Below are 19785 nucleotides of genomic sequence, written 5' to 3'. Positions count from 1 at the left end.
TACAAAAAAAGGAAATGCGCAATCTATACGCATTTCCCATAAAGTGAAATTTCAAATTTCAATCAGTGGTTTTTTTATAACCCACTGATTGTTAGTTGAACCAATCGGGCCTATACGGGCATTTTGCCCACCACTTATCCTCAATTGATTCCTCTGATTCTTGTAACGGGAATTTTACTGCCCGTTAGACTGCGATAAAATCTATTTGGCAATATTCTTAAATGCATCCGGATTATAGCCTATGACAATTTTATCTCCATTTGTCAGTATGGGCCTCCGCAGCAGTTTTGGCTCCTTAATTACTATTTGCACCACTTCTGATAAAGATAATTCCTCAAGGTTCTGTTCCAGTTTTTTATAGGTCTGGCTGCGGGTAGCGAGCAGTTCGTCAAGGCCGCTTGTTGTTAAGGAAAGTATTTTTAGTAATTCTCTTGATGATGGAGTCTCCCTGAAGAGATGCCTTTCTTCAAAATCAATTGAATGGGCTGTCAGCCATTTTTTCGTCTTTCTGCAGGAAGTACAGCTGGGATATGTGAAAAATGTCAATTGGCTCATAACTCTTCTCCTCACAAACTTCAATATTATTTTACTTAAATTGTACATCATTTGTACAATAAACGTATACACATTTGTATACGTAATTAAACTTCATTTGTGAACATTTTCTAAACTTATAGTGATTACAGTGTTAACCTAAATCGACTGTATTATAATGGAAGCATGCCAGGAAGGCGCCAGCTCATTCATATAAGTGACAGCTGATGACCTCGGGAATAAATTACCCTTTTGAGGTGACAATAAATGGAGCAAACATTAAAAATAACTAATGTGTTATCCGATCCAACCCGCTATTATATTTATCAATACATTACGAAAAGACATAAAGATGTGACCGTACAGGAGATTGCAGATAATTTCAGCATTCATCCCAATGTTGCAAGATTGCATTTATCCAAGCTCGAAGATGTCAATATGCTTGTATCTGAAACAAAAAACAGGCAAAGGCGGAAGGCCAAGCCGCTTATATCGGTTATCTGATGACGTGATTCAGCTGCATTTTCCTTACAGGGATTATCAGCTGCTTGCAAAAATAACCATGGAGACAATGCTGGAGTTAGGTGAAGAAGGCAGAAAGGCACTGTATTCGACAGGAAAGAAATTTGGCAGAGAACTGATCCAGCAAGAGCTTAAAAGATTTGCAGGAACAGAAAAACTTACCTTTGACCAGAAATTAAACATCCTAAAGCATGCTGCCGATATGTCAGGTTTTCATCCTGAATTTGATGTAAACGCCGAAAAGACTATTGTCTATTTCCAAATTTATAATTGCCCATTTAAAGAAGTTGCAGCCCGCCACAGAGAGCCTGTGTGCAATATGCATAATGAATATTTGAAGGGTATGTTCGAAAGTTTGTTTCATTCTATTCAGCTGGTGGAAAAGCAAAATATGCTGACTGGCTGTGATGCATGCTCCTATCAGGCATTTGTTGGAAACTAAAAAAACAGATCCAGGAAAAAACCAGCTTAACAAGCATATCGTTTTTCCTGCTCTTTTCTGGACTATTTTGAAACCATTATTTACTTTTATTAAGCATTTACTTTATAATATTGTAGTGATGGACTTGTAAGGGTAAAAGGAGGGATACATATGGATCGTATGTACAGAGTATTAGGCTTCTGGACGGGAATTTTCGCAGTTATGTTTTACCTTGGCGACATGTATACAACGTCCCTGATTTTCTTCGGCCAAACAGGATTTTTCCTGCTTTTAAGCTACTTAAAGCTTTCCGAACGTATGTATATTTATGTTTTTGGAGCATACTTGACTGTTTTCTTCGTAGGCTTCACTTATTGGTCAACATTTATGATGACACCAGGCGCGGGCGGCCACTAATTGCCGATATAAAAAAGCGATGAAACCATCGCTTTTTTATTTTTCTCATATTTTCTTAGCCTGAAGAACCAGGTGAAATGCTGAACTCATACCTGAAGGCATAATCAGACTTCTGATTGCCCTGTTTCTTTTGCTGATAGGAGAAAACGGGTTAGAATCATAATGATCTTCAAGTTCCTGTAGTATGCCTGCAGACAGCAAGAATTCGTCCTGTCTCATTTTAAAATGGAAGTTCAGCCCTTCCTTTTCTCCAATGCGGATCAGGGAATCGAAATGGATATGGCTGGTTATATCCATCTTTCCAGGGTGCTCGAGTACATTATTCATTAAAGAATGCTTGTAATAGCCTCTAAGACTTCCATCCCTTCTCATCGGCTCTTGCCATTCCTCATCTGTATACCCATAATCGGCAGTCAGTACAATGCCTTTATCCAGAGCAGCAGACAAGCTCTTGATCATCTGTTCCATTTGCAGAGGAATTTCAATTCTTTGGCCATTGCTAGGTGACAGACCGCTTTCTTCAAGAAATAAGTAAATATCTCCATTTGTTAATGGCACAGCTATCTCTGCAAGCTCCCCTTCTTTTACGGTAACCATAATTTCATGCAATTGATCCTTCCTTTTTTCAACCACATGTACGGGCAAGGCATCAAACAGCTCATTTGAAAAAATCATGCCGCAAAATGGGGTGATTTCATTCCAGCTATCTATTTGTCTTATACTTTCAGAAAATACAATCTGTTCCTCCTGCAGCTTTCTGTGATAGGGACTTGTTTCAAAAATGCAGTAATGAATCTCTTCATCAGCAATAAGCTTCCATTCATCAATAAAAGCTCGGGCGAAACGCCCATTTCCGCCCCTATTTCGCAGACCTGAAAAGGCAGCTTATACTCCTTTGCCATCTGAAAAAACCACTTTGAAATCGTCCTTCCATATATATCAGAAATATTGCTGCTTGTTATATAATCTCCTGCCGGCCCAATTTTTGGTGTGTTTTTCATATAATAACCATATTCGGAATGATACAGGGCCTGCTGGATATATTCAGCATAGCTGATCATTTGCTGAGGAGTATTTTCTATAAAATTCATTAAAAAATTCCGCATAAGAACTCCCTTTTTTAAAAAATTCTAGCTTATTGGAAACAGCCATGCAATCTTGTTTTGATCACTTTTTTTCACTATTGACATAGTGTTTTCTCTGTTATATTGTTAATGTAGTAGCTTAACTATATCCCCTCCCATTTTTTATATGAATAAAACATCCCCAGAAAAGCCCTTCTCATTGGAGAAGGGCTTTTCTATTTTACATTCAGAACCCATTCAGGAAGGGGTTTGAATCCATTTCCTGCCCAATTGTCGTTACCGGTCCATGTCCAGGGAGTACTTCTGTTTCTTCAGGCAATGTTAAAAGCTTATTATGTATACTTTCAAGAAGCTGCTGATGATTGCCGCCAGGAAGGTCTGTGCGTCCAATGCTCCCGCTGAATAAAGCATCCCCGGCAACCACGAGATCTGCATCTTCAAAATATAGTGAAATACTGCCCGGAGAATGGCCTGGTGTCTCTAGAATTTTCAAGTTAAATTCACCTATGCTCAACTCTTGTTCCCCTGTTATAATATGGTCGGCGGGCCTTGCTTTTATCAGCTTGCCTATTTTAAAAAGGTGAGATCCGTTTAAGGCTGGATCTGAAAGCCATGCTGCTTCTTTTTCATGTATGTATACAGGAATAGAAAATGCATCTCTTATTTCGTCTACAGCGCCAATATGATCAAAGTGAGCATGAGTAAGAATTACAGCTAGAGGTTTTAGTCCTTTCTGTTCAATAATACCGCTTAGTTTTCCGCTCTCTTCACCCGGATCGAAGATTAAACAATCTTTGGTTTCATTCGAAAGAACATAACAGTTTGTTTGCAATGGGCCAAGAGGGATCTGATTCCATTCCATTGCTTACACCTCCCAGTGTTGGTTTAATTGTTTATTATTTTACACTATATCAGAATGGAATGCCTTATATCTGCAAAAGGAGAATAAGATGAAAATCCTATTTGGTGTTGAAGCCAGCTATATTATTCAAGATGTGCCCGAATTCATGGATCTAATAAAAAAAGAGACTGAACTGTTCGATTTTCAGCAGAGCACGTTTCTGTTTGAGCAGATGGCTCATGCCGAATTCACAAGAAGTGTACTTGTCGAAGCCGGGCTATTCGAAGAATTTTTTAATCTCTGGTACATAAAATCTGGTGTAAAGGGAGAAACTTTTGATGACTTTGCCATAGAAACAGACAGCGGGTTCTGCTTGTTCACCGAGCTCCTTAGCGCCTTTACTATAACCGGGGGCAGTGCAGAAGATGTCCGGATGGCTGTCTATCAATTTCAGGAGCATTTAGTCTTTACCGCAAAAGAAGAAGAAGTGCCATTGGTTTATTTTTCAGAACTTCACTTAAAGGATTTAATAATCGGCATTGCTGAAGCATATGACATACAAGTGTCATTTTTAGACCTCGACAAATAGAAGAAAAAATATAAAATAAAGGACGAATGTAATACTTTGGTTTTACATAATGGGTATATAACCTGAAGAATGATTTTGATATGGCTTTTGCCTGCTGATCACGAAATAAAGGGGGCTGTTTTAATGGGACTACCAATCATTTTTGCATTAGTCGCAGTTCTTGCAGCTTTTGGTGCGTTTAGCGCACTGAAAAACAAGAACTTCCTTGGCTTGGTTTTTGCTGTAGGAACACTTGCTGTTTTCGGATGGTTCTCTGTAATGACCATAATTAACAGTGGATATCCTGCTGTTCACTAAGAAAAGCGCAACCAGCCTGCTAAGCATTAGCAGATGGCGTCTGATGCTTGACTTTTAAAAAATAAAAGGGCTTCCCTCAATGGGGAGCCCTTTTATTTTAGCCATTTAACTGACTTTCAACCCTTCGGACCTTCTCTTCCATTTTCCTTTTGACATCACGTCTGTCATCAATGCGGATATTAGTTGCCACCCTCATTAGGCCTTTTTCAAAAGGGACTTCATGCATTGCCTGGATGACCTCAAACAAATCAGTAAGTTCCCCTTCAATAATGGTATTCATGGGTGTCAGCTGAAATCGGATTTTACCGCTTTCTTCATACTTTTTTAATACACGCTGAATGTCTGCCACATAACTGCTGACACTTGGTGTTTCCGTTCCAATTGGAATAACAGTAACGTCTGCAATAGCCATATCTTTACCCCTCTATCTAACTTGATTTATCGTTATGTTCTACTAACCGAAAGATTTCTCTTTTGTCAGGCATTATTAATTCTTCGAGATAAAAACCCGCTAAACAGGCTGTCCCATTAGGTGAGCAGCTGAGCGGCGCATTTTCCATGTCTTCCAGAAGCACTTCCTTATCTCCTGTTTCACTGTCAACGGATATAAGCTGAAATCCCCCTGCATACATATCACTTTCAGCGCTATACAATGGCTGAAAAGTTATGATGCCCTGAGGAGTCCAGTCATAATACGGTACCAGCCAATCCGAAAACCTTGTCAAATGAGGTACTGAGATTGAAGATAACTTCCTGAAGTCATTATCCATAAAAGTATACATAGCCTGATCTGACTGATCTGCCGGCACAGTGATGGTCATTAGCCTGTCTTTGGCAGCATCGAATTGAAAAATGTCTGCCAAAACCTTGGTTTCATTATTTCCATCAATAGATTGTTTAACCAGCGGTGCAAAAAGTGACGGGTTTTCATTGCCCCAATCAAGGAAAAAAGAAGATTTGAATCCCCCATTTGGCAAAAGGCTCCCTTAGGTTTAATTCTTCTGATGTACCTTTTGCAATGTCGATATGGTAGGAAGTAAAGTCCCAGTCTTCAGTAAATGAAGAAATTAATAATGATTCTTCATGATAAGGGTTCCACTCAACAGCAAAGTCAAAGCCAGATATATTTTTCTCCCAAACAACTTTCCCATTTGCTTTTATCGCGGTTAAAGTTCCTTCATAGGTTCCTGGTGATGTTCGAATCAGAATGTATTTGCCAGCCGGGCTGACCGTTACGGACGCAATCGGATGTGAACTTTCATAGAGAAGATTTTGATCGCCAGAAAAGAGGTTATAAGAAAAAACCCTGGAAGCTGTTCCCTCACTTACAGTGTAAACAATTTTATCATCGTTGAGCCAGCCATTTGCTCCCTGAAATTCCCCTTCTTTAATCCGGATAGGCTTAACGTTCCTATTTTCAGCATTATCAGGTGGTGCGGACGGTTCAGAGGCTTCTGTTTCTTGATTCTTTTTTTGCTGCATCTCTGCTTTTTCCGGCTGTTCACAGCCGGTTATTAAAAATAGGGAAACCATCATAACAAAAAATAAAAAAAGAAGCTTCCCTTGATATGTAGATTGAGTGTCCAACAAATCCGCACCTCCTTATCTCCCTAAATATAAGTACGTAAACGGCATGAAAATGTTTCAAAAATAATAGAATTAATGTATTTAATAGGAAAAAGCCGTTTTTCCGTCTTCGATTTGGAAAAGCGGCCGGTTACCATAGAACTATTGGCTTGTGAAGTTAGTATGATAGTTATTTTAATGTCTGTTTCACTAAAATACAATAAAGAAACATTTTCAAGGTTAATTTTTCACATATAAAGCGATGCAAGAAAAATGCCCAGCACTTCTTCATAAATATCATCAAATTGTGACAGGGGCAGGGGATTGATGCCTCTTCCAAGTTCAATTGTGAATCCCGGTCTCCGGAACTCCTGTATGAACCAATCCTTATAACCCGCAAAACTATCAATGTATTGAACTGCTTTATACCCGCTGACACGCTCGAACTCTAGCGCGAGTACCTGTGATTCCGGCGGCTCCAATCCCTCGAATCCCCAATAAAATTCTGCTCCTTGTGTATGGAAGGCAAGCATTCGATCGAATTGATTATCTTTTGCCAGTTCCGCCATTGCTATGGCTTCTGGTTCTGTTAACGGGGCTTCCCCAAGATAATCTCTTGGTGCCGGAGCATTTTGTTCACTTCTCTCTTTTTCAAAATCCCATTTGGCAGGATACTGATTATTTAAATCTACACCCCTAATATTGGCCTTCCAGCCTGTGAAATCAGTGCTTCCCCTATTTATGGCAATCACTTCTTCCCTGAGTTCTGGAGGTGGCCCATTTAAGACAAGATCTACTCCATCAGGATTCACCATCGGCACTATGGAAAGGTCAACGGAATTATATAAAGGCATTGTTGACACGCCTCTTATCGGCCGGACATTTGTTATGGATAAGAGAAAGCTGTTCAGCAAAGCCATTAATATAGGGGTTGTAATCCATTCATTTGCATGAAAGGATGCATTAATTTGCACTTTCTTATTCCCTTTTCCCAGACGTATCTCCTGAATTGGCTTTCCAAGGACACTTTGGCCAATTGATTTTACCTTTATGAACGGATAAATATCCGACAGCATGGTAATATCGGCTGTTAAAGCTTTGTAAGCATAACTTCTCCTGCCTGATACAATTGGAGTTATTACCCGCCTTGGCAGCTTTATGGCTGTACCGGGGGCCAGACTGTTTGGATTAAGGGATTGATTAACCAGGAGAAGAGCATCTACAGAGAGGTTTCTGGAAGTACTCAGCTTCCAAAAGGTGTCTCCTGGTCTTACCGTATAATTTTGCAGTGTAAAGCCGGGAATATTAATTTCCTGGCCTATCTGCAGCAATGCAGGATTTACGCCGGGATTGGAATCAGCAATGAGATTGATTGGCACCATAAAGAGCTGACTGTAATACCAGATGGAGTCTCCGGACCGGACTTTGACTTTCATCTTTCTCCCCCTTTCCATCATTTCAATTTTATGAGAAAAAGAAAAAAGATGACTGTTTACCTGTGTTAATTTGAATCCGCAGTGTCGAAAGTGGGCAAAGAAAAAAGCACCTGCACGCTGAACTATACCCTAGATAGTGGACACTGATAAAAAAGTGCCCCTTTCTGGGGTTTTTTGTGTTTCAATAGTTTTAATGAATAAGGCGGAGGATTTTTTATGAGTAAGAATATCTATAATGAATTCCAAATGAAAGAGCTTGAAAAGAATCCTAATGTTTTGAGGGCTTCTGAGAGGTCAATCTCCTATAGTTCTGAATTTAAGATAAAAGCAGTGGCGGAGTACAAAAGTGGGAAAACACCATCGCAAATCTTTATTGAACAAGGCTTTGATCTCGAGATGATTGGCAAGGAACAGCCAAAACGTTGTCTTAAGCGTTGGAGAGAAACATTCGAAAGGTTCGGGGAGGAAGGTTTCCTTACGGAACGTCGAGGTAAAGGGAGCACTGGACGTCCTTCTTCTAAACAACTTTCCATTGAGGAGAAACTAAGGAAGGCTGAGGCAAGGATTAAATTCCTTGAGGCAGAGAATGACTTCTTAAAAAAGCTGGAAGAACTAGAAAGGCAGGCGTTGATGAAGAAACGATTCTAACGGCAGCTGAGAAGTTTTCTTTAATTGAGAAAACCATCAGAACATATCAGTTGAAAAAATCTGTTTCCTACCTGTGTGAACTGGCAGGCGTAAGTCGAAGTGGCTACTATGATTGGCTGAAGGCAGCACAATTACGGGCACAACGTGACGAGAAGGATCAATTGGATATAGAGTTAATTCGAGAAATATTCATAAGTAAAAAAGAAAAAGTAGGTGTCCTCCAGATCAAAATGATTATGGAGAATGATTATTCATCGGTAATGAACCACAAAAAGATTAGGCGTCTGATGGCAAAATATAATCTTGTAACAAAAGTAAGGAAAGCCAATCCTTATCGTAAAATGGCTAAGGCAACCCATGAGCATCGATCTTGTCCCAACCTCCTTAACCGAGAATTTAATCAAGAAGAACCAGGAAAAGTCCTGCTTACTGACATTACTTATCTCTATTTCGGAAAGGGACAAAAAGCATACTTATCCTGCGTAAAAGATGGAGCTACCAAAGAAATTGTCGCTTATCATCTATCCACTTCGTTAGAAATGGATATTGTATATAAGACGCTTAAAAAGTTAAAACAAGCTGTTGGCGATCATTTTCATCCAAAAGCCATACTGCACTCTGACCAAGGTTTCCACTATACCCATCCCCAATTCCAAAGCAAAGTAAAAGAACTTGGCTTAATACAATCGATGTCCCGAAAGGGAAACTGTTGGGATAACGCACCAATGGAAAGTTTCTTTGGGCACTTTAAGGATTTAGCAGAGTATAAATCATTAGATAATTTAGGAGATGTTAGAAAAGAAGTGGATCGAGTGATTGAGGAATATAACCAGCATCGTTATCAATGGGGCTTAAATAAAATGACCCCGGAGCAATACCGGGGCCATTTACTAGCCGCATAGGCGCTTTTTAAACTGTCCGTAAATCGGGGCACAGTTCACGCAATCAGGCGCTTTTTTCAATTTATTTATTTATTTTTAGCAAGCCAGGCTGCTCCAATTACGCCGGCATCATTGCCCAATGTGGCAATATCTATGACGGTGGATTCCTTCACTCCTGGAAACGCAAATTTAGCGAAGTTTTCAATAACAGGCTTCAGCAGGACATCACCTGCTTTGGATACTCCTCCGCCTAATACTATTTTTTCCGGATTCAAGGTATTTGCTATATTTGCCAATGCCAGTCCCAGGTGCATAGCTGTTTCATTGACTACCAGAAGAGATGCTTCATCCCCATTCCTTGCTGAATCGAAAACATCTTTTGCTGTGATAAACCCATTCTCCCTATATAAATTGGAAAGAACCCCTTCTCCACCCGATTTTAGGTTTTCAAGAGCCTGTCGGACAATGCCTGTAGCTGATGCTATTGTTTCAAGGCAGCCCGCTTTTCCGCAATTGCACTGAGCACCGCCAAAAGGAACGGAAGTAATGTGGCCAATTTCACCTGCAGCTCCGCTGACTCCCTGCACAATATCTCCGTTGGCAATTACTCCGCCGCCGACACCTGTGCCAAGTGTTACACATACAAGATCTTTAGCGCCATTTCCGGCTCCCTTCCACATTTCGCCCAGAGCAGCGCAGTTAGCATCATTATCAATGATGACTGGAAGCGATGTTTCCACTTCAAGCAAATCCTTCAGCGGGTAATTATCTTTCCAGCCTAAATTAACAGTGTTATATACAACACCTGTTGCAAGATTTACAGGACCTGGAGCCCCCATGCCAATGCCGATGATTTTATCCTTGCTTATATCCAGTTCCTCCAATTTATGATCGATGGCTTTAGCTATATTTATCGTAATATTTTTTCCTTCTTCACTATTGTCAGTGGGAATTTCCCATTTATGAATGATTTCCCCATAATAGTTGATAAAAGCAAGTTTTGTAGTTGTTCCGCCTAAATCTACCCCAACCAGCCATTTCTCTGCCAAACTCCATCACCTTTTCTGTCTATTTTTTCTCTTTAAGATTCTGAATTTCAGTCCGTAAAATCAAGATGCTGCTCTGGTAATCTTTCACATCAATAAGCTGAGAATCATATAGCTCTTTTAATTCCGCAGCCATAAGCTCCAAGTCAGCTTCACGATTCCCTATGTAGATAATTGTCCCATATTTCTTCAGGAATTGCTGTATATCATAAATGGTTTTCATTCTGTACCTCTGCTTTATCGATAAGTTTATACCACAATAAAGTATAATCTAAATGTCCATCCTTCTCAAGATGGACAAGCTCCCGGAAATAAATAAGATTCCTGGACTAACGTAAAAAATCCCTTCCTGGCACAGCAGCCAGTAAGGGATTTTTTTACATTTAGCGATCTGGATCTTTGGGATGCAGGAAACGCGGCCGCCTGTTCTTCAATGGTATTGGCGATCTGAGCAATACATCCCTGAATGCTCTCAGATTGAAAGGGATGAATGGCCACAGGTATGGCACTCCAAAAGATTTCATTCTCGCCAGCATGATTATCAGCAGCATGATGCCAGCTACATATCCATAAGTATGGAAAATACTTGTTGCAATCAGCAGGGCGATTCTTATCAGCCTGTTGGCCAGGCTCATTTCATAGCTTGGTGTTGAAAAAGTTCCAATTGCTGCTATTGCTAAATAAAGAATTACTTCATTAATGAACAATCCAACTTCAACAGCTACTTGGCCAATCATCAGGGCAGCCACCAGTCCGAGTGCAGTGGCCAGTGCGGATGGAGTATGGATTGCAGCCATCCTCAGCATATCCAAACCGAGCTCTATCATAAGGAACTGAATGACTAATGGCAGCTGTCCTGTTTCATTCGGCCCGATATATGATAATGCATCAGGCAGCAGCTGTGGCTCTATAGCAAATAAGTACCATAAAGGCAAAAGAAAAATGGACGCCCAGACAGCCAAAAAGCGGACAAATCGCAAATATGCACCTACAAGGGGCTTATTCCGGTATTCCTCAGCGTGCTGCAGGTGATGCCAGAAGGTTGTCGGTGTAATGATCACACTGGGCGAACCATCGACGATGATGCAGACATGCCCTTCATAAAGATGGGTTGCTGCTGTATCAGGCCTCTCGGTATATCTTACCATCGGATATGGATTCCAATGCCGGCCAGAAATGAATTCCTCTATTGATTTTTCAGCCATTGGCAACCCATCAGTGTCAATCTTAGAAATAGAATCCTTAACTTTTTGGACCATTTCAGGATCTGCAATGTCTTCAATATAACTGACAACAACATCTGTTTTAGACCGCCTGCCCACCTGCATATATTCCATGCGGAGTGTCCGGTCTCTAATTCTTCTCCTCGTTAAGGCTGTATTAAAGACGAGTGTTTCGACAAAACCATCCCTTGAACCGCGGACAACACGTTCGATATCAGGCTCCTGTGGGCCTCTTACAGGGTATGTACGGGCATCAATGAGAATCACTTCATCGACACCATCCACGACTAATGCAGTTGGACCAGCCAGCACCATATCCACAACTTTATTCAGATCATCAGTGGTTTCAACCTCAACATAGGGTATATACGTTTTTATTAACCTGGAAAGCGTATCCCCTTCCAGCTGACCAGCATCCAATCCTGCAAGCATTTTCATCAGATAGTGCAATATATCATCTTTTACAAAGCCATCTACAAGATATAGGGCCATTTCCCTTTCTGCATATTCAACATCCAGCTGAATCACATCAAAGCTTTTTTCAACTCCAAGTGCATCTCTAAGATATTCTATATTTTCTTTCAGCGAAACCTTTACAGGCTCTCTTCTGACTTTCTCCAAAATCCCACCTCAGCATTCTGTTCCATTCTTTTCCTTGCATACTATTCAACATCATAGACATGCAAAAAAAATCATACCAATGATTGGCATGATTCATGAAAATTCACCGGAAATGAAGATATTATTTCCCGGGTAGTAAGCTGAAAATTCAGTAAAATATCAGCTGTTTTTTTATTCTATTTGGTTTAATAGCTTTTGATACTCTTCGTGTTCCGATTTAAGACCAGCGGCTTTTTGAGCATGATGCCTTGCTTTTTCCGTGTTATCTTCTTCTAAATAGATCAGTGCCAGATTATAATGTGCTTCGTGGAAAGAGGCTTCTTCCTTAACGACATGGAGAAGATGCACTTTTGCTTCTTCCAGTTGTCCCGCTTTTATTTCCGCATATGATAACAGAAAATAAGCTTCTGGAGAGGCATTCCCTTCCTTAACAAAATCAGCAAGCATTGAACGAGCCTTTTCATACTCTTCAGCATTAATATGCTCCTGGGCCATCACCATTGCAGTCTGTTCATTTAAAAGCCTTCCTGGTTCATTGAAACCATATTTCAACAATCCAGCCGCCAGACAGAATGATGCTGCTAAAAACAGGAACTGGAGCAATGGCCGTTTCTTCTTGGGAAAATGCACAATGCCAGTAGCAAGAAATCCGCCAATCAGCCCGCCGATATGGCCTGCGTTATCAATTCCTGGAATGGTAAACCCAAATGCAAGGTTGATCCCCAATACGACAATTATATTAAATCCTATTGTACGGAAGAAAAGACTTGGATAAATGAGCCCAAAATATAAAAGTGCACCGAAGCAGCCAAAAATAGCTCCGCTTGCCCCAGCTGAAAGGGTAGGACTAAAAATGAAACTGGCTAATGTCCCGCCAAAACCTGCAGCCAAATAGATGAATAGGAACCTTAAATTTCCATACACGCGTTCTACTGCCGAACCTAGATAAAATAAGGCAAGTGTATTCATTAATAAATGCAGCAGCCCAATATGGAGAACAATCGGGGTCAAAAATCTCCACCATTCTCCATCAAGAATTAATGGGTTGAATTTAGCTCCATACTTGATTAAAGTCGATGTATCTGTGCTCCCGCCCATTGCTTCCAAAACTAAAAAAACAGCAACTTGAATAAAAATGAATATATACGTAAAGAAGGGCTTCCCAAAATTAAACATTTCCTTTTCTTTCTTCGCTGTTTTTACTGCTTTAGAAAGAGCGGCATGTTTCAGTGCATCAACATCCATTTCCGTATAATTTCCGGACAGAAACGTTAACGGTTTTTCAAAAATGGCCTCAACCGCACTAAGGCTATCCGGTTTGCCGGACTCAATGATTAGGGTTTGGACAGAGGTTTTCGCATTTTCAGGCATGAAGGGGACTGTGATGCGGAATTCATAGTCATCTACAGGCAGGTACTTAGTGACATAGATATTTAATACCGGCATCTCCCTTTTGCCAAGCTGCTTCCTGACAGATTCTGCTTTTTGGGCAGTAACTTCGATATCCCGCTGCAGCCAATTGCTCCAGTCAAGATTATATTTTAAGAGCCTGATTGCCTTAATCGTTTTATGCTCCATCTTTTCAAGCCATAATTCATCCTGATCACCAGATAGCTGAATCATCCTGTACCCCTGATCAGATATGAAATAATCCGCAAGTTTCCAAAATAAATAATCCTCTTGAACGGCCAATTCTTCCCCCACTCTCTATATGTTGCAATGATTACAATACTTTATTTAACTATAGGCAAAAAAGAAACCTTTTGTAAAAGAAAAAGCACCTAAATATTTATCCAAAATAAAAAGACCATTACGGTCTAATTACTAAAAAAATAAAATCCTGAATGTTGACAACTGTCTAGCTGCAGCGCCTCCCCCTTGAGGTGTCGGGGGAGGCGCTGCAGCTTTCTTTACATTATTGCTGCCCTTCCGATTGCCCAGAAGAGAAAACAGAGCTCATCATCCTGTCGCGGACAAGCGGAAAACTCATTACTGAAGTGACTAGCAGTTTCCGCAAAAAGACGTTCCCAAAAATAACATTAATCAATCGATAACGGTTATGATAGGCAAAATAAGTACCAAGCCCTATCATAAATATGGATAGTAATCGAGACATTAAAAATCCCTCCTCTTCCTTATTGTGAGAAGAGGAAATAATTTTTATCCATGCTTCAGAACAAAATAAAATCCGCCGCCCATGCAAGCTGGCTAATCCTTCCTTATTGGTTCCAGCGTTTTCTTGAGAACATTTACTGATTGGGTAAACTGATCAATCTCTTCGCTGTTTAAGTCAAGTTCAATAATGTCGCGAATGCCGTTTCTATTGACTATAGCAGGTACCCCAATGTAAACATCATCATGACCATACTTTCCATCTAAGTAAGCTGACACCGTAAGGACCGAATTCTCGTTCTGAAGGATGGCTTTCGTCAGTCTGACCAGGCCCATGGCTAATAAGTCGCCCCTTTTCGCTCAATAATCTGATAAGCTGCATCTCTGACATTAAGGAATATCGAATTAAGATCTTCCTTTCTAAAATTCTCTTCTTTCCCTATCCAATCATCAATGTTTTTCCCTGCAATATCAGCATGGCTCCATACAGGCAATTCAGTATCCCCGTGTTCACCTATAATATATGCATGAACATTGCGCGTATCGACTTTGAAATACTCCCCCAGCAGAAACCTGAATCTGGCTGTATCCAATATCGTTCCGGATCCGATTACTCTTTCCTTTGGCAGTCCGGAGAATTTCCAGACTGCATAGGTCAGAATATCTACTGGATTTGTCGCAACCAGGAAAATGCCATCAAAACCGCTATCCATAACATGATTCACAATGCCTTTAAAGATTTTTGAATTTTTTTCCACTAGATCCAGACGTGTCTCTCCAGGCTTTTGATTTGCTCCAGCAGTTATGACAACCAAATCAGCCTCTTTGCAATCTGAATAATCTCCAAACCAGATCGATGTTGGGGAAGGAGCAAATGGCATGCCATGATTCAAGTCCATCGCATCTCCTTCAGATTTATCCTTATTTAAATCAATCAGAACCAATTCCTCTGTAACACCTTGATTTAATAGTGCAAAGGCATAGCTTGAGCCTACAAAGCCAGTTCCAATCAGCACGACTCTGTTCACCCGATTTTTCATAACAACTCCCCTTTTCACTTAAGGTAAGGAACAGCAGCATCTCAGTCCCTCTATGTCAATAGAATATATAGAAGAATTCCCACCGAGGCAGAAGCTAAACCTGAACAAAAATTAACAAAGTCATTATCTGCAAAACGCCTGCCTTTTACCAATGAGGCCGGCTGCCCGCAATGTTCGGTTTTTTCAACACTTTCATTGCACACCAGGCACTTGTATTCAGCCTGAAAAAGGCCCCCAATATGGAATCAATCAGATTTCCCGCAAATCCAAAGATCCCAATCAGCATAACCTCATAAAGTGAAACGCTGAACAGCATGAATGAAAGAAGTGCTATTGTAAAAGAACCTGACAAAGCTGCAATTGTGCCCAGAATGCTGACAGCACCTGAAGTTCCCGTCTCTGCTGGCTTCCAGGTCCTCAACGAAATGGGAGGTTTTTGACTTAATGAGCCAATTTCTGATGCCCAGGTGTCCGAGTTCGCTGCGGCCAGGCCAATTAGAAATGCTATCAGCCAAACCGGTGATGGTATCAGGAGATGGATTATGCTGGCAATAGCTGCAATTCCTCCATTTGCTGCCACCTGCTGCCAATCCCTTCTTGACCCTTTTGCATGCTTTTTTCGAATGTCTCTTTTCTATGGCTTTTAAATTTTGACCAAAAGCTGGAACTCGCAAAAAAGAACCCCAGCACAAGGAGACCGTAAAAGCCAAATCCCCATCCTGTTGCCGCACCTACAATGAATGCAGCTATACTGCCTGAAAGGGTCAGTAATCGAAAAAAATATCCAGCAAGCGCCGTGATTAATATAATAATAAAAATAACAATAGATTCAAGCATTTCCGGATGCCCAGACCCGCTGATCGGTAATAATCATTTCCACCGGCTTGTCATGGTTTTCCACTGGAAAATCGTTTATGACCTGCAGTTCAAAAGCCAGTGAAACGGCTCTTCCTTTATATTGCTCGAGAAAACGATCATAATAGCCTCCCCCAAACCCCAGGCGGAAGCCGTTTTTCATGTATGCCAGCCCAGGTACGATTAAAGTTTCGATTTCCTCACTGAGAACTTCTTCTGTCTTTTCTGGACTTGGCTCCCATAATCCATAGTACACAGACTCCAATTCCATGAAGCTTTTCAGTTCACGAAACACCATTTGCTTTGCTTGGGGAATGCACTTCGGGACAGCAACCCTTTTTCCATCTTCCCATGCTTTTCTGATAATCTGCCACGTATCCGCCTCAGGCGGCTTTGAAACCGTTATACCTATCGTTTTAGCCTGAAGCCATAAAGGACTGCTGTAAAGGCTGCGGGCAATTTCATATGATAGCTGTTCATACTCAGGCTTACTCAATTCCTTCATTCTATCCAGCATTTGCTTTCTAAGCGCTTTTTTATCCATTTCCATACCAAACCCCTCCAACAGAAGATGACATCTGCAAATCCCCTCAATGATTTATCCAGAAAAGGGAAGTATACCCATAAAAAAGTCAACAAAAAAAGCAGTAGGAATGATCCTACCGCTTATTTTGTTTCACGATGTGTAGTCGAACGCTTATCTCTTGGGCAATATTTTTTAAGCTCAAGACGATCTGGATTATTTCGTTTATTTTTTTAGAAATATAGTTACGATCTCCACATTCTGTGCAAGCTAACGTAATGTTTACACGCATGTAATTTCCCTCCAAACTATGTTCAAACTAGTTCGTTCATACGACTTTTCTATAATATCACTTTTTAATTCGAAATGCTAGTACGTTTTTTTAAAAGTGCCCTCTTTAACCCTGCCTATCAGCAGGTTGTTATACCGAAGGATTTCTGATTTGCTGACCCCGTTAATAATCCATGATTCCCCTTCTATTGTCCCTCTGCCATTGAATACTGCATTAAGCGAGAAGACGCTTATTGCATTTCCCTGGACCATAGGATGATACTTTAAAGTCCCTTTCTTTCTGCAGTTCCAAATTTGGTCACTGTATACGTTCCAGTAAGGCTGAATCGTACACTCTTTCATTTTTTTGCCGTTTAGCTGGCCATTGACCAAAAACAGCTTGGAATCAGCCAAATGAAAGATGACATTTTCTGCGGGAGAAATGAAGGAGAGATGTTCACGGGAAGAATACTCATGTCTGTGCTGCAATAAGAGCTTAATCTTTCTGGGCTCGTCCACATGGTTAGTGATATAGCTTTTAAAATATGAAATTTTAGAATGTATTTTTTCTGTCTTAATTTGAACAGAAATATTTTCATCAGGAAATATCTCATTACTGCCATTCTCCATCCAGTAAGTTTTCCCGTCTATCCATAAACCCGGAATCATTTTCAATTTCCCGATCGGCGCTTTCTCCATTTCTTCATAAACATCAGATTGAATCCAATTTAATGTATTCATCTTCATGCACCTTTTTCTTTATATTTTTTAAGAATTTTAATAAAAGGTTTGTCATATTTTACCCGTTGATTTCCGCTACAGTCACATGCTTTCCGCGGGGAGGAACGAGAGCCTGCTCGGCTTCGCCTGCGGGGTCTCCCGCTCCCTCTCCTCTGAGCAGGAGTCAAGTGCCCTCCGCTACAATCAACTCAGTGCTTAAAAATTTTCAGCCTGCTAATACTGCAAAAGCTTTAAACAAGGTCTTCAAGCTTCTGGCTGATTAGGGTTTCTTGGAATACTCTTTTTGTTTCCTCCGAAATGCGTCCCCAGCTGAATAGGCTTTCTGCGACCTTTTGACCTTGTCTGCCAATTGTAAGGGCTGCTTTTGGATCTTCAAGGAGAGCGGACGCCTGCTCTGCGAAACTGCCAGGATCTCCAGGGGTCATAAACAAGCCGGAAAATCCATGTTTTACTATTCCCTTTAGCCCGCCAGTATTAGATACTATCGCCGGTTTTCCTGCAATCATTGCTTCAAGGGCAACAATGCCAAATGGCTCATAATGACTTGGAAAAACAGCGAACTCGCACTTTAGAAAGAGGGCTACTCTTTGCATATCATTAATAAATCCCGGAAAACGAATTACATCGTCAACATTCAGTTCTTTCGCTTTTTTCTGTGGGCTTCAAGCATAGGACCTTTGCCGGCTATAATCATATAAGTTTCCGGGTACTTTTCTTTAATAATAGGCGCTGCCTCGATCAAGGTATCAAACCCTTTTTCCCTGACCATCCTCCCAATGGAAAATATCAGCCTGCCTCCTTTTTTCACCTGCAGCCCCTCCAATAAAGAATCAGGGTCATCAAGCTGGGGTTCCTTGCTGATTCCATTTGCGATAACAGACATTTTCTCGCTTTCGACAGCAAATTGCTGAAGTACTTCTTCCTTCATATATTCACTGCAGACAATAACCTGATCTGACCCTAGTATCAGCTGCTCTTCTTTTCTATGGATAAACTTCTGCAATTCTGTGTAAATCCCATTATTCCTTCCATATTCGGTTGCATGTATGGTCGTGATTAAAGGACACTGTAACCTTTCCTTTAGTGACAGGCCGCATGCACCTACAAGCCAGTCATGTGCGTGGATGAGCTCGAAGTGGTGGAAAGATGTCAGTTCATTGGCTTTTTGCTCCATCGCCAAATTCAATCCTAATATCCAATGCAAAAAGTTAGGATCTTTTTCATTAAGGGGTTTGACTCGGTGTATATAGATACCATCTTTAAGTTCAGAGCTGGAAAGATCGCCCGGATTAGCTGTCAGAACATGGACCTCATAATCCTGTTTCAAGCCTCCTGCAAGTCCATGCACATGTCTTGATAAGCCGCCTACAACATGTGGAGGATATTCCCACGAAAGAAGAAGGATCTTAGGCATACCTTTATGGCAGGTATTTTTATTTCGCTCAGCAGTTACCGTTTCCATCATTCTTTACCTTCTCCCCTTCACTCATTGATTCATAATAAGTGTATGTACTCACATTCACAGTCCATTCAGCAGGCTGCCTCTCAGCTTCGCCTATTCCCGATGTTTGATAAGGCATTTCCTCAGAAGTATGAATTGCTTCTGAGCGAAGCAATGGGAAAAAATGAGTTTCCGTCAATTTTATGCCCAGCTCTACACAATACACCTTGCCAGGTTTGAGCCCTTTGAAGATCCATTCTGATTGATGGGACAGGATTACTTCATGATCAGCGACCGCATTGGCCCCATCAAAATAAATCCCGGTAACATCATATATTCTTAAAGATTTTCTCCTGGAAGAGACAGGCTCTTCCAAGTAAAGTGAAGCCATTTCCTCTTTATGATTAGATAATTTCCATAATACTTTTACCTTATCAAATGTTAAGCGTGTTAATATCAATTGATCTTTCGTTTGTTTAGGAACGTCATTTTCTTCAGCTGTCATATTATTCACGGCAGATTCCTCGCTGTCGCGTTTTGCTTTATTTTGGATAAGTTTGGTCCACTGATATTGCACTTTTCCTACAGTTGTATCAAGCTCACTGGCAATTTTGCGAAATGAAAGCCCTCTGCGGCGAAGCTTAATAATTTCATCGATCATACCCGGCACCTCTTG

Annotated in this window: 20 protein-coding genes and 5 pseudogenes; 5 read left to right on the top strand and 20 right to left on the bottom strand. The window is 40.8% G+C overall.

Features of this window, described 5'->3' with window-relative positions:
- Positions 1-201: 201 nt before the first annotated feature.
- Entirely contained in the window at positions 202-555 is a 354-nt protein-coding gene (locus M5V91_RS00560; protein WP_019380414.1) for a Spx/MgsR family RNA polymerase-binding regulatory protein, read from the bottom strand.
- A gap of 246 nt (positions 556-801) precedes the next feature.
- On the opposite strand from M5V91_RS00560, the pseudogene M5V91_RS00555 reads away from it, so the two are divergent.
- Both M5V91_RS00555 and M5V91_RS00550 read left to right on the top strand, forming a co-directional pair.
- Positions 802-1498, top strand: a pseudogene (locus M5V91_RS00555) (helix-turn-helix transcriptional regulator).
- 150 nt (positions 1499-1648) lie between these two features.
- Positions 1649-1894: a DUF2626 domain-containing protein gene (locus M5V91_RS00550; RefSeq protein ID WP_009332938.1), complete on the top strand. Its 246-nt coding sequence runs from the start codon at positions 1649-1651 to the stop codon at positions 1892-1894.
- A gap of 45 nt (positions 1895-1939) precedes the next feature.
- Here the strand turns inward: M5V91_RS00550 and M5V91_RS00545 are convergent.
- Positions 1940-3000: pseudogene (locus M5V91_RS00545) on the bottom strand (class I SAM-dependent methyltransferase).
- Positions 3001-3205: 205 nt separating this feature from the next.
- Positions 3206-3841 carry an MBL fold metallo-hydrolase gene (locus M5V91_RS00540; RefSeq protein WP_251175081.1) on the bottom strand — a complete coding sequence of 212 codons (636 nt, stop codon included), beginning with the start codon at positions 3839-3841 and terminating at the stop codon, positions 3206-3208.
- An 88-nt stretch (positions 3842-3929) separates the two neighbouring features.
- Here M5V91_RS00540 and M5V91_RS00535 point away from each other — a divergent pair, with 88 nt between their 5' ends.
- Positions 3930-4409, top strand: a complete 480-nt coding sequence (locus M5V91_RS00535; protein WP_009332941.1) for a hypothetical protein — start codon at positions 3930-3932, stop codon at positions 4407-4409.
- Between the two features lie 123 nt (positions 4410-4532).
- Positions 4533-4706, top strand: a complete 174-nt coding sequence (locus M5V91_RS00530; RefSeq protein WP_009332942.1) for a DUF2759 domain-containing protein — start codon at positions 4533-4535, stop codon at positions 4704-4706.
- A gap of 97 nt (positions 4707-4803) precedes the next feature.
- On the opposite strand, the gene M5V91_RS00525 is transcribed toward M5V91_RS00530, so the two are convergent.
- The 4 genes from M5V91_RS00525 to M5V91_RS00510 form a co-directional block, all read right to left on the bottom strand.
- Positions 4804-5118: an MTH1187 family thiamine-binding protein gene (locus tag M5V91_RS00525; RefSeq protein ID WP_009332943.1), complete on the bottom strand. Its 315-nt coding sequence runs from the start codon at positions 5116-5118 to the stop codon at positions 4804-4806.
- 16 nt (positions 5119-5134) lie between these two features.
- Positions 5135-5683 (bottom strand): YqgU-like beta propeller domain-containing protein, encoded by a 549-nt coding sequence (locus tag M5V91_RS00520; protein ID WP_284521653.1) that lies wholly within the window; start codon positions 5681-5683, stop codon positions 5135-5137.
- A complete protein-coding gene (locus M5V91_RS00515; protein WP_284521652.1) occupies positions 5646-6296 on the bottom strand; it encodes a YqgU-like beta propeller domain-containing protein in 651 nt (216 codons plus the stop codon). Before M5V91_RS00515 ends, M5V91_RS00520 begins: the two co-directional genes overlap by 38 nt.
- A gap of 224 nt (positions 6297-6520) precedes the next feature.
- The gene (locus tag M5V91_RS00510) at positions 6521-7708 is read right to left on the bottom strand and encodes a M14 family metallopeptidase (RefSeq protein ID WP_019380409.1); all 1188 of its coding nucleotides are present in this window, start codon (positions 7706-7708) and stop codon (positions 6521-6523) included.
- A gap of 216 nt (positions 7709-7924) precedes the next feature.
- Here M5V91_RS00510 and M5V91_RS00505 point away from each other — a divergent pair.
- A protein-coding gene (locus tag M5V91_RS00505; protein WP_284521651.1) for an IS3 family transposase occupies positions 7925-9258 on the top strand; the annotation gives its coding sequence in 2 pieces (ribosomal slippage) (positions 7925-8297 and positions 8297-9258; 1335 coding nt in all).
- Between the two features lie 65 nt (positions 9259-9323).
- Here the strand turns inward: M5V91_RS00505 and M5V91_RS00500 are convergent.
- From M5V91_RS00500 to M5V91_RS00435, 13 genes and pseudogenes are all read right to left on the bottom strand, one after another.
- On the bottom strand, positions 9324-10286 hold the full coding sequence (locus M5V91_RS00500; RefSeq protein ID WP_019380408.1) for an ROK family glucokinase: 963 nt from the start codon (positions 10284-10286) through the stop codon (positions 9324-9326).
- Positions 10287-10305: 19 nt separating this feature from the next.
- Positions 10306-10506 (bottom strand): YqgQ family protein, encoded by a 201-nt coding sequence (locus M5V91_RS00495; RefSeq protein ID WP_009332947.1) that lies wholly within the window; start codon positions 10504-10506, stop codon positions 10306-10308.
- A gap of 160 nt (positions 10507-10666) precedes the next feature.
- Complete coding sequence (locus tag M5V91_RS00490) at positions 10667-12127, bottom strand: spore germination protein (RefSeq protein WP_009332948.1); 1461 nt, start codon at positions 12125-12127, stop codon at positions 10667-10669.
- Positions 12128-12298: 171 nt separating this feature from the next.
- Entirely contained in the window at positions 12299-13819 is a 1521-nt protein-coding gene (locus M5V91_RS00485) for a rhomboid family protein (RefSeq protein ID WP_251175150.1), read from the bottom strand.
- 223 nt (positions 13820-14042) lie between these two features.
- On the bottom strand, positions 14043-14243 hold the full coding sequence (gene yqgO / locus M5V91_RS00480; RefSeq protein ID WP_009332950.1) for a protein YqgO: 201 nt from the start codon (positions 14241-14243) through the stop codon (positions 14043-14045).
- Between the two features lie 92 nt (positions 14244-14335).
- Positions 14336-15279: pseudogene (locus M5V91_RS00475) on the bottom strand (L-lactate dehydrogenase).
- 145 nt (positions 15280-15424) lie between these two features.
- Positions 15425-16116, bottom strand: a pseudogene (locus M5V91_RS30215) (DUF92 domain-containing protein).
- Positions 16109-16684, bottom strand: a complete 576-nt coding sequence (locus tag M5V91_RS00460; protein ID WP_217026195.1) for a 5-formyltetrahydrofolate cyclo-ligase — start codon at positions 16682-16684, stop codon at positions 16109-16111. Before M5V91_RS00460 ends, M5V91_RS30215 begins: the two are co-directional and overlap by 8 nt.
- Positions 16685-16800: 116 nt before the next feature.
- A pseudogene (gene rpmG / locus M5V91_RS00455) lies at positions 16801-16949 on the bottom strand (50S ribosomal protein L33).
- Between the two features lie 77 nt (positions 16950-17026).
- Positions 17027-17668 carry a hypothetical protein gene (locus tag M5V91_RS00450; RefSeq protein ID WP_009332955.1) on the bottom strand — a complete coding sequence of 214 codons (642 nt, stop codon included), beginning with the start codon at positions 17666-17668 and terminating at the stop codon, positions 17027-17029.
- Positions 17669-17898: 230 nt separating this feature from the next.
- Positions 17899-18270: a glycosyltransferase gene (locus M5V91_RS00445; protein WP_284522233.1), complete on the bottom strand. Its 372-nt coding sequence runs from the start codon at positions 18268-18270 to the stop codon at positions 17899-17901.
- A 32-nt stretch (positions 18271-18302) separates the two neighbouring features.
- Positions 18303-19133: a glycosyltransferase family 4 protein gene (locus M5V91_RS00440; protein ID WP_284521648.1), complete on the bottom strand. Its 831-nt coding sequence runs from the start codon at positions 19131-19133 to the stop codon at positions 18303-18305.
- Complete coding sequence (locus M5V91_RS00435; protein WP_251175147.1) at positions 19111-19770, bottom strand: DUF4912 domain-containing protein; 660 nt, start codon at positions 19768-19770, stop codon at positions 19111-19113. Before M5V91_RS00435 ends, M5V91_RS00440 begins: the two co-directional genes overlap by 23 nt.
- Positions 19771-19785: the final 15 nt, after the last annotated feature.

It is taken from the genome of Cytobacillus pseudoceanisediminis (genome assembly GCF_023516215.1).
Taxonomy (GTDB): Bacteria; Bacillota; Bacilli; order Bacillales; family Cytobacillaceae; genus Cytobacillus; species Cytobacillus pseudoceanisediminis.
Note: the sequence above shows the minus strand (reverse complement) of the source record. Positions and strands in the feature narration are given on the sequence as shown.

Bases quoted from the DNA above. Each gene is read 5' to 3' on its own strand.
- M5V91_RS00560 (WP_019380414.1), bottom strand. From the start codon at position 555: ATGAGCCAATTGACATTTTTCACATATCCCAGCTGTACTTCCTGCAGA.
- M5V91_RS00550 (WP_009332938.1), top strand. From the start codon at position 1,649: ATGGATCGTATGTACAGAGTATTAGGCTTCTGGACGGGAATTTTCGCA.
- M5V91_RS00540 (WP_251175081.1), bottom strand. From the start codon at position 3,841: ATGGAATGGAATCAGATCCCTCTTGGCCCATTGCAAACAAACTGTTAT.
- M5V91_RS00535 (WP_009332941.1), top strand. From the start codon at position 3,930: ATGAAAATCCTATTTGGTGTTGAAGCCAGCTATATTATTCAAGATGTG.
- M5V91_RS00530 (WP_009332942.1), top strand. From the start codon at position 4,533: ATGGGACTACCAATCATTTTTGCATTAGTCGCAGTTCTTGCAGCTTTT.
- M5V91_RS00525 (WP_009332943.1), bottom strand. From the start codon at position 5,118: ATGGCTATTGCAGACGTTACTGTTATTCCAATTGGAACGGAAACACCA.
- M5V91_RS00510 (WP_019380409.1), bottom strand. From the start codon at position 7,708: ATGAAAGTCAAAGTCCGGTCCGGAGACTCCATCTGGTATTACAGTCAG.
- M5V91_RS00495 (WP_009332947.1), bottom strand. From the start codon at position 10,506: ATGAAAACCATTTATGATATACAGCAATTCCTGAAGAAATATGGGACA.
- yqgO (WP_009332950.1), bottom strand. From the start codon at position 14,243: ATGTCTCGATTACTATCCATATTTATGATAGGGCTTGGTACTTATTTT.
- M5V91_RS00460 (WP_217026195.1), bottom strand. From the start codon at position 16,684: ATGGAAATGGATAAAAAAGCGCTTAGAAAGCAAATGCTGGATAGAATG.
- M5V91_RS00450 (WP_009332955.1), bottom strand. From the start codon at position 17,668: ATGAATACATTAAATTGGATTCAATCTGATGTTTATGAAGAAATGGAG.
- M5V91_RS00440 (WP_284521648.1), bottom strand. From the start codon at position 19,133: ATGATGGAAACGGTAACTGCTGAGCGAAATAAAAATACCTGCCATAAA.
- M5V91_RS00435 (WP_251175147.1), bottom strand. From the start codon at position 19,770: ATGATCGATGAAATTATTAAGCTTCGCCGCAGAGGGCTTTCATTTCGC.